Annotated in this window: 10 protein-coding genes; 7 read left to right on the top strand and 3 right to left on the bottom strand. The window is 58.7% G+C overall.

What is annotated here, in order from left to right:
- Positions 1-123 precede the first annotated feature (123 nt).
- Positions 124-2520, top strand: a complete 2397-nt coding sequence (gene lon, locus ACYX34_RS17145; RefSeq protein ID WP_462077802.1) for an endopeptidase La — start codon at positions 124-126, stop codon at positions 2518-2520.
- Positions 2521-2647: 127 nt separating this feature from the next.
- Here the strand turns inward: lon and ACYX34_RS17140 are convergent, their stop codons facing one another.
- Positions 2648-4525, bottom strand: a complete 1878-nt coding sequence (locus ACYX34_RS17140; protein ID WP_462077801.1) for an acyl-CoA dehydrogenase family protein — start codon at positions 4523-4525, stop codon at positions 2648-2650.
- Between the two features lie 250 nt (positions 4526-4775).
- Between ACYX34_RS17140 and ACYX34_RS17135 the strand changes: the two genes are divergently transcribed.
- From ACYX34_RS17135 to ACYX34_RS17120, 4 genes are read left to right on the top strand one after another with little or no spacing between them, the layout of a single operon-like run.
- Positions 4776-6101: a thiolase family protein gene (locus ACYX34_RS17135; protein WP_462077800.1), complete on the top strand. Its 1326-nt coding sequence runs from the start codon at positions 4776-4778 to the stop codon at positions 6099-6101.
- Positions 6102-6103: 2 nt separating this feature from the next.
- A complete protein-coding gene (locus tag ACYX34_RS17130; RefSeq protein WP_462077799.1) occupies positions 6104-8296 on the top strand; it encodes a 3-hydroxyacyl-CoA dehydrogenase NAD-binding domain-containing protein in 2193 nt (730 codons plus the stop codon).
- Between the two features lie 43 nt (positions 8297-8339).
- The gene (locus ACYX34_RS17125) at positions 8340-8672 is read left to right on the top strand and encodes an AMP-binding protein (protein WP_462077798.1); all 333 of its coding nucleotides are present in this window, start codon (positions 8340-8342) and stop codon (positions 8670-8672) included.
- Positions 8641-10014, top strand: coding sequence for an AMP-binding protein (locus ACYX34_RS17120; protein WP_462077797.1), 1374 nt, complete (start codon positions 8641-8643; stop codon positions 10012-10014). Before ACYX34_RS17125 ends, ACYX34_RS17120 begins: the two co-directional genes overlap by 32 nt.
- Before the next feature lie 15 nt (positions 10015-10029).
- Here ACYX34_RS17120 and ACYX34_RS17115 read toward each other — a convergent pair whose 3' ends face one another.
- Positions 10030-11178: an NAD(P)/FAD-dependent oxidoreductase gene (locus ACYX34_RS17115; RefSeq protein WP_462077796.1), complete on the bottom strand. Its 1149-nt coding sequence runs from the start codon at positions 11176-11178 to the stop codon at positions 10030-10032.
- 80 nt (positions 11179-11258) lie between these two features.
- Between ACYX34_RS17115 and ACYX34_RS17110 the strand changes: the two genes are divergently transcribed.
- Together ACYX34_RS17110 and ACYX34_RS17105 are read left to right on the top strand one after the other, a co-directional pair.
- Positions 11259-11534 carry a patatin-like phospholipase family protein gene (locus tag ACYX34_RS17110; protein ID WP_462077795.1) on the top strand — a complete coding sequence of 92 codons (276 nt, stop codon included), beginning with the start codon at positions 11259-11261 and terminating at the stop codon, positions 11532-11534.
- Positions 11521-12243 (top strand): glycerophosphodiester phosphodiesterase, encoded by a 723-nt coding sequence (locus ACYX34_RS17105; RefSeq protein WP_462077794.1) that lies wholly within the window; start codon positions 11521-11523, stop codon positions 12241-12243. Before ACYX34_RS17110 ends, ACYX34_RS17105 begins: the two co-directional genes overlap by 14 nt.
- 68 nt (positions 12244-12311) lie before the next feature.
- Here ACYX34_RS17105 and ACYX34_RS17100 read toward each other — a convergent pair whose 3' ends face one another.
- Entirely contained in the window at positions 12312-13598 is a 1287-nt protein-coding gene (locus ACYX34_RS17100; RefSeq protein ID WP_462077793.1) for a hypothetical protein, read from the bottom strand.
- Positions 13599-13639: the final 41 nt, after the last annotated feature.

The following is a 13639-nucleotide window of genomic DNA, read 5'->3' as shown; positions in this document are numbered from 1 at the left end:
TAGGCCAAAGACCTTATCTTTCGAAGAGTTATCACCCATTGCATGTTTGCCCTCTTGACTTCTGTACAGAGCAACCTATTGGGTTGTTATAATGCGCTGAACGTTCAGCAAGGATGGTTACTCATGGAAGAGAATATTTTATCGATACTGCCGATACTCCCCGTCAAGCGCACGGTTCTATTTCCGGGAGTCATGATGCCGCTGACGATTGGGCGCGAACGATCCGTCGCTGCCGTCAATGCTGCGATGAAAACGGAAGAAAAGACGATCGTCGTGGTGGCTCAACGAGATCCTCAGACCGAGGAACCTCGCCTGGTTGATCTGTACTCCATCGGAACGAAAGCCACCATCAAGCAAATCGGACAAGCGTCAGAGGGAGCCATCCATGCCCTCGTCCAGGGCCTGGATCGCGTCGTCTTGCTGAAAGAGGAACAGTCGGCTCCTTACTCCACCGTGCGCGTTCGGCCTCTTGGTCGCCCGTCGGACGATGGACCGGAAGTGCAAGCCCTACACCGAGCCATTCAAGAACTCGTTTCCGAGCTACCCAGACTGATTCAGGCTCCTGCCATTCAAGAAGTCGGTGCGGTACTGAGTAACGAAGAAGACTCCGTGGCGCTGGCCTATCGTATTGCCTCGTTAGTGAATTTCAACGTAGTGGAAGAACAGCGCTTGCTCGAGTGTGCGTCGACCCTCGACCTGCTGCGTAGCCTCTACGCCGCCTTGTCGAAAGAAATCCAAATCCTGCAACTTCGCGAAAAGATCACCCGAGATGCACAGACCAAAATCGGGAAGAACCAGCGGGAATACATCTTGCGCGAACAATTAAAGGCCATCCAGGAAGAACTGGGTGAAAGTGAGAATGATGAGAACGAAGTGGCTCGCCTCAAGCGACAAATCGCCGAGGCGGATCTTCCTGATCATATCCGCAAAGAAGTCGAGCGAGAAGTCACCCGATTAGGCAAAGTCCCGCCGACATCACCGGATCATCAAGTCCTCCGAACCTATCTTGAGCTGGTCCTCGAACTGCCCTGGAAGAAATCGTCTGACGAGCACCTTGATCTCTCCACCGTCCGTGAGGTCCTTGAGGAAGATCACTATGGCATCAAGGAAGTCAAAGAACGAATCGTGGAACATTTGGCGGTCTTGAAGCTCAACCCGAAGGCGAAGGCTCCGATTCTCTGTTTGGTCGGACCTCCCGGTGTCGGGAAGACCAGCCTCGGTCAATCGATTGCAAGGGCCATGAGCCGAACCTTCGAGCGATTCAGTCTAGGCGGCGTCCATGACGAGGCTGAGCTGCGAGGCCACCGCCGTACTTATGTGGGCTCGCTGCCTGGCCGTATTATTCAGGCGGTCCGTCGGGCAGGTGTCAACAACCCTGTTCTGATGCTCGATGAGGTCGACAAGATGGGACGCGATTTCCGAGGCGACCCTGCGGCGGCGCTGCTTGAGGTTCTGGATCCGGCGCAGAATCATACGTTCCGTGATCACTATTTGGATCTCCCCTTCGATCTCTCGAAGGTGTTTTTCATCACCACGGCCAACACGCTCGACACCATCAGCCAGCCCCTGCTGGATCGGATGGAAGTGATTCGCCTTCAGGGTTATAGCGAGCGGGAGAAAGCAGAAATTGCCAAGCGGTATCTCTGGCCAAGACGACTCAAGGAGGCAGGGATCGAGGCACCTCAAGCCGTACTCACCGACGAAGTGTTGAATCTCATCATCTCACGCTACACACGAGAAGCCGGTGTGCGCCAACTCGAGCAAATGCTGGGGCGGTTGACCAGAAAAGTGGCACTCACATTTGCGGAACTCCCGGATGGCCAAGAGCGGCAGCCCGTCGCCATTCAGCCGAATGGTCTCGGCGAGTGGTTGGGTTCCGAACGCTTTATGCCGGAAGAGGCACGAAAGCATTTACCCCCAGGCGTAGCAACCGGTCTGGCCTGGACACCGACCGGAGGCGATGTGCTGTATGTCGAAACGACTCTCTTGCCCGGCGGTCATGATCTGACCCTCACCGGACAATTGGGCGACGTCATGCAGGAATCTGCGCGCGCCGCGAGAAGTTATCTCTGGTCGCATGCTGAGAGCATGGGATTGGACATCTCCCGCTTTAAGCGGAACGGTCTCCATATCCATGTGCCGTCCGGAGCGATTCCGAAGGACGGTCCATCTGCCGGCATCACCATGGCGACAGCCTTGGCCTCGGCGTACGAAAGCAAGGCCGTACGAAGCGATACAGCTATGACCGGTGAAATCAGTCTGAGCGGGCTAGTACTGCCCGTGGGTGGCATTAAGGAAAAAGTCCTGGCTGCCCATCGTGCGGGTATTAAGCGGATCATTCTGCCAAAGGCTAACGAAAAAGATCTGAAGGATGTCCCACAAGAAGTGCGCGATGAACTCACTTTCGTCCTGGTCGAACGGATTGAAGAGGTGCTGCCGGCGGCCTTCAACTCGGATTCACAAGGTACATCCCACGGTCGCGAAGCGATGACGGCATCCAGCACGGCCGGGGACGCGTAACAGGCTGGTCTGCGGCACAGAACTGAACGCTCCATTAGAAGTTTCCCAGCGGGATGCGGGCGGCGACGACGATCACGGCTTGTTGTTTGCTCATCATGACGTTCAGCCGTCCCTCAAACCGCCCTGCTCACGCGACACGCCGATCCGTCCCTTTACCAAGCAGCGGTACGATGCCTTCTTCGAGCCAGGCATATTCACCGTTCATGATCGCCTTCGACAAGCAATAAACGGCGGCGTCTTTCTTATGGCGGCTGATTTTTTTTGCTTCAGGATTCAGACGATCCGCCATGTCCTGACAGAAATAATCGGCCAGCGCCTGGACACCCGGCTTGGTCCGCATGTCCGGCTGAGAGGCATACCAAATGGTTGCGGCCATCGGAAACAGGACGAGGCTGTCGTCCACCAGATCCTGAAGCAGGAGTTGTTTGTGATGCAAACTCTGCCGGTGGCGGATCGTCGTGCCGAGGATCGAACGAGTCAGGCGCTGGGAAGCGGACTCAACAAACCGGACCCACCGCCGATAGTCCCCCCCGAACAGCCCGGCGGCGCGTGCCGGACGCGAACAGGGAAGGCAGGATCGCACCACCATGCGCGCGTAATACAGCGGCGCCGCCAACCGCTGCGCCAACGTTCCTCGAAGCAACGCGAGCGCTTGCTCGATATACGGCGCGAGACCCTCGCGCGCCATCCAGATGCGCAGAATTTCGCTCGTCCCTTCCCAGACCAGATTGATGCGGGCATCCCGCATCATGCGCATGACCGGAATGTCGACTTCGCCGCTCCTACGCTGTGATTCGGTGGTCATGAACCCTCGCCCACCGCGCACTTGAAACAGGTCATTGACCGTCTGCCAATACCACTCGCTCCCGATGATTTTGGACGCCGCCGACTCCAGGCGAAGATCGCCTTTCTTGTTCGCCCAAGCTCCGCAGAACGCCATCACGGCTTCAAGCGCCAATGTGGAAGCCGCGGCCCGGCAGAGTTTTTCTCCGATCAGATTGTGTTCGCCGATCGGTTTATTCCACTGGACGCGGGTCTTCGCCCACCAGCGCATGACGGCCAGACACTGTTTGAGCCCACCCAGACAAGCGGCAGGCAGTGTCAACCGGCCGACGGTCAATGTGGCAAGCGCAATTCTCAGTCCGTCCTCTTCGCCGCCCAGAAGGTTTTCGCAGGGGATGTAGACTTGATCGAATGACGGCGCCCCGTTGTAAATTCCCCGCACACCCTCAAAACGCAACCGGATGACCGAACATCCCGGCCAGGCGGTTTCGACGATGAAAGCCCCGTATCGCTTCTGTGCCTGCGGATCATGGACTTCTTCCGGCCGATCGACGATCCGCGCGATGACGACAAGCATCGAGGACAAAAACTCTCCGTCCCGTTTGGCGGAATTGGTGATGAAGAATTTGTGTCCCGTCAGGCGATACCCGATGATTTGTCCGTTCTCCATGACGCGGACGGCATAGGTTTCCACTTTGGAGATGTCACAGCCCACATGACGTTCCGTCAGCGCGAACCCTGAAATTTCTCCCCGCGCCAGCCTGGGCAAATACTTAGCCTTCTGCTCTTCCGTGCCGAAAAGACGCAATGGTTCCGGAACGCCGATCGATTGAGCCGCTGACAATAACACGGTAAGCGAGGCATCGACACTGCCGCACAGAGTCGCCAGCCGCTGATATTCATATTGAGTGAACTCCTGCCCTCCGAACCGTTTGGGGATTTTGATGCCGAACGCCCCAAGATCGGCCAGGGCTTTCAAAACCGACTCGGGCAACTCTTCCTCCTGATCCACTTGTTCCGAGTCCAGGGACACGAGGACAGCCTTGAATCGTTCAAAAAACTCCAGGGAGGACTGACTCGTTCGCGGGATATCGATTGAGGTCAGAAGATCCCATCGGACATCGGCTTCGAACAATCCTGAAAGAAAGCCGGTATAGGAAGCCTTGTCCCGAGCGATTTCGGCAACCGCCTCAGCCCCTTGAAACAGCTGGGATTTGGCCATACACATCACCTATGTGTGACATAGAGATTTCGTTCTTGCTTACTACTTTACCACCACTACCCCCGCCCTCGCTTCCCAAGATTCAACCGACGCTTGCCATTCCTAAGAAAATCCCATCCCGCTACTCTCAAACAGAGATTAGGACACAGGATCAGTGGTATGATGATCTTTAGACGAAGAAGACGTGACGGAGGGGCCTTATAGCCGGCACGCATCAATCAACCTTCCGAACACCGTGACGGACAACGGAATGCGCAACGTTGTTGTCATCGACGGATTTCGCACCCCCCTCTGCAAGGAAGGAACGCACTTTCGCGAGACCGACGCGGATGTCCTGGGTTCTTGGGTTGTCCGTGAAATGATCCAGCGCTGTCATCGCTGGAACCTGCCCATTGATACGATCGATTGTGTGTTAGGCAGCAACGTCGCGACGCCCATGCACGCCGTCAATCCGACACGGGTTGCCGCCGTCACCGGCGGCCTGCCCGTGACAATTCCCGCCGATACGGTAGCCGGGAAAAACTGCGGCTCCGGTGTGACCGCGCTGTACTACGCAAGCTTGCGCATCCGGAGCGGCGACGTCGACACGGTTCTCGTACTCGGCATGGAGGCGATGAGCAGAATCCCGGTCGTCTACGACCACACTCTAGCCGACCTCATTCTGCAATACGGAAAAGCCAGGACCTTTCGCGAACGGACCGCCGGCGCTGCGGCTCTGCTTCCGAAGCTGTTGAACCTTAAATCCTATCCCCCACGAATCGGCCTGATCACGGGACTCACGGATCCGATGTGCGATCTGATTATGGGTCTGACGGCGGAAAATATCGCGAAGGACCCGTTTCTCGGCATCACCCGCCAGGATCAGGATGACTATGCGATCCGTTCGCATCGACGAGCGGCAGCGGCATGGGACAAGGGTTTCTTTTCGGAAGAAGTGGTACCGATGTACGTGCCTGAGCGAAATGCGTATGTGGAGCAGGACAACGGCATTCGCACAGACGCCGGCCAAGAGACGTTTCGTGCGATGAAGCCCATATTTGACAAGCGGCATGGATCGGTGACGCCGGCCAACGCCTCCCAGATTACGGATGCCGCCGCCGCCGTCCTGCTCATGGAGGAGGGAAAAGCCAAGTCTCTCGGCTTGCCGATTCTTGGGCACCTGAAAGAGTACGCGGATTTCGGCTATGAACCCTCCTGCATGGGCCTGGCCCCCGTCGGCGCGATCGCCAAGCTCTTGGCGAAGACAGGCCTGACGCTCAAGGATTTTTCGCTGTTCGAGATCAACGAAGCCTTTGCCTCCGTTGTGTTGGGAATCAGCCGCGTTCTCGATTCCTCGTCGCTCATGGGTCGCAAATTCGGCCGATACGGATTGACGGACCGTCTCGGTGAACTTCCGCCAGACAATCTGAACCCGAACGGCGGCGCCATCGCACTTGGTCATCCGGTCGGCGTCTCAGGGCTTCGCTTGGCCATCACGTCCTTGTTCGAACTCAAACGCCGGAACGCGGAACGGGCGCTCATCAGCGCCTGTGTCGGAGGCGGACAAGGCGTGGCCATGATCGTGGAGAGGACATAGCCATGTCGAACGGCGGCGCCATCTTGTCCCCCTCCATCGGTGAGTTGAAACATTTCAAGACCGCCGTTGTCGACGGAATCTTATTGGCGGGATTCGACTTCTCAGGCAAATCGGTCAACGTACTCAATGGAGACAGCGTGTCCGAGTGGCGGGACATCGTGCGGTTCGTTGAACAGGCCACCACGATTAAAGGAACCGTGCTGCTGAGTCTCAAGGAAGGCACGTTCTGCGCCGGAGCGGATCTCGATCAGATGCACGACGCGCAAGAGCGACATGCCTTCCAGGAGATGGACGAACTCGTCGTCACCGTCCATCACCTCTTTGACGCGATGGGACGATCGTCCAAACCCTTTGTCGCCGCAGTGGAAGGCTCCTGTCTGGGCGGCGGGCTCGAACTGGCACTGGCCTGTCACGCGCGCCTGGCCTCCACCCATGCAAAAACCTGCTTCGCCTTGCCGGAAGTCAAGCTCGGCATTCTTCCCGGATTCGGCGGCACGCAGCGTCTTCCCCGGCTAATCGGCTTGCCTGCCGCACTGGCCATGATCACGACGGGCAAGACAGTCTATCCCCGGCAAGCACTGCGCATGGGTCTCGTGGACGAAATGGTGACCTCCGTCTCCTCCGGTCTTAGAACATTGGACGGGGTGCAGCATGAGACTCTCGTCCAAGCCGCCGCGGCCAAAGTGCGAGCGCTCGCTTCGCCGTCTTACCAGCCACGGCGCCTTCGTGGACTCCCCCGGCTCCTCAGTCTTCCGGGAATCCAGATGCTTGTGTGCCGTTCGGCTACACATCAGGTGGCCAAGCATGTCGGCGATTTCTATCCTGCTCCGCTGCGCGCCGTCGAAGCCATCCAAAGAGGACTGCGCCTGAATGTTCTGGAAGGTTCGCTCAGGGTCGAACATCCCCTCCTGATGAACCTGATGGCCAGCCAGACTTCTCGGTACCTCGTCGGGCTCTTTCGGTCCGGTGAGACGGTCAAACGGAAGGCCATGGCAGCGCCGACACCGCTGACGCGGGTCGCCGTTCTGGGAGCCGGTTTGATGGGGTCGCAGATCGCAGCACAACTGGCCGAAAAGGGGCACGAAGTGGTCTTACGGGACCTCTCTCCCGGTATTTTAGCGAAAGCGATGGGTGGAATTCACAAGGCTCAAGCGGCGCAGGTGAACAAGCGGCTGATTCTGCCCTCCGACATGCGATACCGCCTGTCCCGAATTGTTCCGACCGTTCGCATTGAGGACGTCGGGACCACGCCCCTTGTCATTGAAGCGGTGTCTGAGCAACTAGATGTAAAACGGGCGGTGCTCGCCGAGTTCGAATCACACGCGGGATCCCAGACGATTTTTGCGACCAACACCTCGTCGTACACCTTGGTCAACATTGCCGCGGGAGCCACACATCAGGAGCGATGCGTGGGACTGCACTTCTTCAACCCGGTGGCCAAAATGCAATTGGTCGAAGTGGTGCGCGCGCCATTTACCTCCGAACAGGCGCTGGCCCACGCCTGCGGGCTAGCTAAGCGATTGGGTAAATTTCCCCTCGTGGTGAGCGACGGACCGGGGTTCCTCGTCAACCGCATTCTCTCCCGTTATCTCGCGGAGGCCGTGATTCTGGCCGGTGAAGGAGTGCCGATCCGGCGTATCGATGCGGTCGCCAAGAACTTTGGAATGGCCGTGGACAGCGGGCACCCGATGGGGCCGCTGGAACTCCTCGATTTGATCGGGCTTCCCGTCGGTATCCATGTGTTGACCTCGCTCGCCGTCCTGGGTTCGCGGATCGAGTCGCGCGATGCGCTGCTGCGACACTTCCTGCCCGAGAAGCAGCCGCCGGTCACCTTTTGGGCATCGGGCAGGGAGAACCCGCGTGCGCTGGAGGCGATCAGACAGTATCGCCGCACCGTTGCATCCGATGCCGGTGGCGCCGGCCCGATGTCCGATGACCTTCTCCAAGAACGGTTGTTTCTTCCGATGGTCGACGAAGCGGTTCGCTGCCTGCGCGAGTCGATCGTGGAGCAGCCCTGGCAAGTCGACTTCGCGCTGACCTACGGGATCGGATTCCCGGCCTTCCGAGGAGGGTTGCTGACCTGGGCCCGACAGACGATCACACCCTCACAACTGGCCCAGCAGTTGGAGACGCTTACGGCCAAGCACGGCAAACGCTTTGAGCCCTGTCCCGGTCTGGCTGATGGAGGGTGGTAGCGCCGGGAGCACGTCGTCCGGCGTCGGAGGAGGGACCCGCTACATGTCTAAACACCCTTGGTTCCTCCATTATCCGGAGGGTGTTCCCCACGAGCTGCCGCTGCCCCCCGAAACGCTGGTGACGATGTTCTCCAGAAGCGCGCAGCGCTTTGCGCGCCGGCCGGCCCTGTACTTCTTCGGCAAGACCCTCACCTACCGCGACTGCCATTCCCTCATCGAGCGTTTCGCCTGTGGCCTCGCCGCCCTGGGCATCGGCAAAGGAGACCGCGTCGCGCTGTGCCTTCCCAATGCGCCGCAGGCCGTCATCGCTTATTTCGGCATTATCAGGGCCGGGGGGTATTGTCGTGCCGTGCAACCCTACCTACACGGAGCATGAGCTGTCCCACCAGCTTCGAGACGCGGGGGCGCGGGCCATCGTCGTACTCGACCTGATGCACCAGAAAATTTGCCACCTCGATTTGGACCTGATCATCGTCACCCGCATCACCGACTTCATGACGACGCTGGTCAAATATCTCTACCTACACAGACAAAAGCAGCCACCGGCCGAGATTCCCTCCGGCGAACGGACGCTGTTTTTTCACGATGTATTGGACCACGCGACACCCGTACCGCCGGATCAACTCCCGACCGTGACCCCGGACGATATCGCGCTGCTGCAATACACAGGCGGCACCACCGGCATCTCCAAGGGAGCAGAGCTGCGCCATCGCAACCTGACGGCCAACATCCGGCAACTCGTGAGCTGGTTTTCTCCCGTCGAGCGGGTGGAGAGCTTTTTGGCCGCGCTGCCGCTTTTTCACGTCTTCGGTATGATGGTCACGCAAAACATCTGCCTGGCCGTCGGAGGCTGCATGGTGCTGGTCCCCGACCTCCGCAATATCCCAGTGCTGCTGTCGCTGCTGCGCAAGAAACGGCCGACCGTCATCACCCTGGTCCCCGCGCTCGCCCAGAAACTGCTCGACGAGTGTGACGCGGAGGACTTGAAAGACGCGAAGTTCGTGATTTGCGGCGGGGCCGCCCTCCCGTTCGATCTCCTGAAACGATTCAAGGAAAAGACCGGCCATATGATCGTCGAAGGGTACGGTCTCTCCGAAGCCTCTCCGGTCACGCACTGCAATATCGCCCGAGGCCTTTCCGTCAAACGCTCCATCGGCCTGCCTATCGCGAATACGGAAGCGCAAATCGTTGATGAGACGGGCCGGGAGGTTCCGGTGGGAGAAACCGGCGAGCTGTGGGTGAGGGGCCCTCAAGTGATGAACGGTTATTGGAACAACCCGGCGGAAACCGCGAACGTGCTGAAACCTGGCGGGTGGCTTGCGACCGGCGACATCGCGCGGGTCGATCAAGACGGTTTCTTTTACATCGAGGATCGAAAGAAGAACATGATCCTGTCCTCGTCCGGATTCAACGTGTACCCCTCCGAGATCGAGCAGGTGCTCATGCTGCATCCCCAGGTGCGCGACGCGGCCGTCATCGGCGTACGAAACGGCAATGAGAACGAATCGATCAAGGCCTTTGTCATCGCCTCACCCCAATCCGTCTCCGCCGACGACCTCCTCGCCCATTGCCGGCGCTATCTGGCCCCGTACAAAATTCCCAAGAAGTATGAATTCTGCTCGGAGCTTCCCAGATCAGTCCTGGGGAAAACCTTGCATCGAGTCCTACGGGTCGAGGAAGCGGCGCAGGGGCCGTTGCAATCTTCATCAGTCCAATGATCCAACAGGACCGCCTCAGCCGGATGGGAACCGTTTCTGAAGAGACAGCAGATCACACACATGCCGAGCAATCGCCATCGCCGCGGAAAGCCCTGGGGATTCAATGCCGATCAGATCGACGAGAAGGGGTTCTTCTCGATCGACCGAGATGATGAAGTCGCTCTTGGACCGGCCGTCCGTCACAACACGCGGTCTGATACCGGAATAGGCCCAACGCAGGTCTTGCTCATCCAATGCCGGGAGGAATTTCTGCACAGCGTCAACGAACAGGCCCGGCGGCGTCTTGTGCGACGTGTAATCCGCCTTGTCTTGAACGAGTATTTCGTTCGGCCCGATATACAGTCGTCCATTCGGGCGGGGACCCACATGAATCCCCTTGCCGGTCGCGCCGGGAGGCAACGCAGGATAGATGGGGCGTCCGACAAGGCCTCTCTTCTCCGGCGTCACCACCTCATAGTACTCACCCCGCAACGGATGGATGGTATATTTATCGGTGCGCAGCGCGAGGGAAGCAATCTCGTCGGCATAGACCCCGGCCGCATTGATCAGGCAAGCAGTCCGAATCCGTTGACGATCGGTGGAGACAAGATACGAGCCGTCGATCTCGTCGACAGCGATGACCCGGTTGCCAAAGGCAAACTCGGCGCCGGCCGCTTCCGAATCGGTCTTGAGCGACTGCACGAAAGCCTGAGAATCGATGACGGAGACAGTCGGAATGGCGATGCCGCAACTGGCGCGCACTTGAGGTTCCCACGCGCGTACAGCGGAGGATGTCATGAACTTCACCCGCGTGTTCGTCCTCCAGGCGTTGAACCATAATCGCCGCAGCATCGAGATCTCGCGCCAGAGGCCGCGCCGGATATCTTCCCTGGATACAACGATGAGCATCCCGGTCCTGAGCAGCGGGATGCCGCGCCGCAGCGCATATGCCGCCGCCGACCGGCAACCTTCATGGGCCAGCCGTTCCTTCAGCGAACAGGGAGTTTCATGGATGCCGCTGTGGAGCACCCCGCTGTTGCGTCCGCTGGTTTCTTCCCCCGGACGTTCATGCTGTTCGAGAACGATGAGGCGGATCGGCGCGGGCCGGTGCCGGACCATGAATTCTTTGGCGATCGCGCAGCCGACGACACCGGCGCCGACGATGCAGACATCATACGGCTTCATGGACTCTCATCCTGTAGGCTCTCAAGCCAACCACGCGCGTCCCGGGATGCAACGTGGACACATCAATCCGGAGCGTTTAGATGCACGACGACCTCTCGAATAAGTACGGCAACATCCTGTTTGTATTCTGCGGAGGCGGATGCAAAGCCATCTTCCAGGCGGCAGCCGCCACAGAATTGGTCCGCGCCGGACTGGTCCCGTCCCACATCATGAGTTCTTCAGCCGGAACCTGCAACGCCCTCGGCTTTGTGGAAAATCCTGGGATCGGCGGAGCGGAAAAGACTCTGCGTATGCCGATTCATTCTCCTCCATTTTGCACACCCATGCCGGACAGGCACGATCATGAGCGGCCCTGAATCGAACGACCGGAGTTCGAGGCACTCCGCGCGCCAGGTGATACGGATCGGCCATCGCGGAGCAGCCGGCCACGCCCCGGAAAATACCGTAGCAGCGATTCACGCAGGCATCGCCTGCGGGGTCGATTTTGTGGAAGTCGACCTTCGCCGTACAGCGGACGGCACCCTCGTGGCACTGCACGATGCCACGGTGAATCGAACGACCGATGGAAGAGGACGGATCGATCGGCTGTCGCTCCAGGACGCCAAGCGGCTCGATGCAGGGAATGGCCAACGAATCCCCACCCTTCAGGAAGTCCTGGAGGCTGCCACTGGACGAACGGGATTGATATTGGAGATCAAGGTCACAGGCATCGCTCAACAGACGGTCGAGACCGTCCGCCATGCAGGCTTTACAGGCCCTATCCTCTATGCATCGTTCCTGCACGAAGAACTGATACACGTCCGGGCGGCTGACCTGAGCAGTTCCTTGATGGTGCTGTTTGACAGGTTTCCTGCCGCTTCCGTCGCCCGCGCGATGACATACGCCGCGTCCTGCGTCGGTCTTCGCCACGACAGAGTGACCCGCCGTCTGATCGAATCGTTCCACAGCTCGGATCTACGCGTGTTCGTGTATACGGCCAATCGTCCAAGCGCCATCGAGCGCGCACTCTCCCTTGGTGTCGACGGTATCATTTCAAACTTTCCTGATCGCATCCCGTCCGAATGATTTCTTTCTCTTTTTTTTCCGTGACCAAGCCGAACAAGCGGATGCACATGACCTCCTATCACCGGCGATTAAGGAGAGGAAGAACCTAACGCGGAATACAGGCAACGGACGATCGCACTGGTGTTGAACAGCATCATGTTCAGACGGGTGTACACCGCATGGCCATAGTAGTGGTCGCGTGGGTTGGTTGAGCCGGTGCTATCTTTGTAATCGACCAGGAGACAGCAGCCTTCGCTGGGGAACCGTACGGCCCGCCTCGCGCATTCCAGCCACCGCTCAAACCCATCGTACGGCTCGACCAGCTCCCAGACCATTTTGTTCGCAGCCTTGCCTGGCTCTGTCGTCGGCACGGCATCACTACCGGCCACAGCCAATTCCTGAACGTAGTCCCCACCCCACGCAATCGGCATCTCCATCGTGATCTGAGGCAGCTCCATCTTCGCCAACCAGCTCTTTCCATCGGTCCGAAGATTTCGGTGATTCACAACGTGCAGGAGCTTGCCAATGCCGGAAGTATCCCATCCGTAGCGGACCGGTGTGCCAAAGGTGACGACGTCGAGCGCGGCGCCATCGAGGAGCGACGTCGTTACGAGTAGCGATTCGATGCGTTGCACCGCCTCGATGAGTGCCGGCTGATTTGTCTGTTCCGCATAGCCGCGCAGAATACTGAGCAGTTTGGGTCGTCCCGTAATCGGGCTTGGACAAAGGAGATTCGACACAAGCGCCAGAACCAGTCCCGCTTGTCCATGCGCTTGGACAAGAATTCGATGCCCTTTTTCCAACCTTTGCTGTTTACAGAGCTTGTCGAGTTCCGCGAGCAGGGACACAGCGGCGAGCGCCCGCCCCAGATGATGGTGCTCACATGACCAGAGGAGCCTGTGGCAGGAGATAGGTTGGGGTAGATTCTTGTTGATGGCGTCCTTGAACGATTGAACATAGGCCTCGGTGAAGTTGCCTACAGCCCCGATCTGTTCGTCCAGGAGATGCTTCGTTGCATGATCGTTCGAGAGCGGTGGCTTGAGTCCACCTGGCAACAACGGAATACCGTTGCTTTCTTCTCGCATTGCCGCGAGCAACGCATCAACTCCCGACACACCTCGTGAATAGCCCCGCTTCAGCCCACCGGCCTCATCCAACCGCTGCATGCCGAAGAGATCGGTCCCGTGGAGTGAGCCATGAAGAAAGACCACACTGGCGATACCGGCTTGAGACAGGCTCGCCCCGTACTGAGCCATGGCCTCGCCCCACTTTGGCGAATCCGGAGGGACAACATCCGTCAGATCGGCGACACGCAAACGCTCACCCGGATTCTTCCGCGATAGTTCGTCGTGCTGAAAGTTGTTTTCGACCGGCATGAGGGATTACATAGCCGATCTAGATTCGGGACTGCAACCCA

Source organism: Nitrospira sp. CMX1 (assembly GCF_054902215.1).
This window is presented reverse-complemented; position numbering and strand designations above follow the sequence as displayed.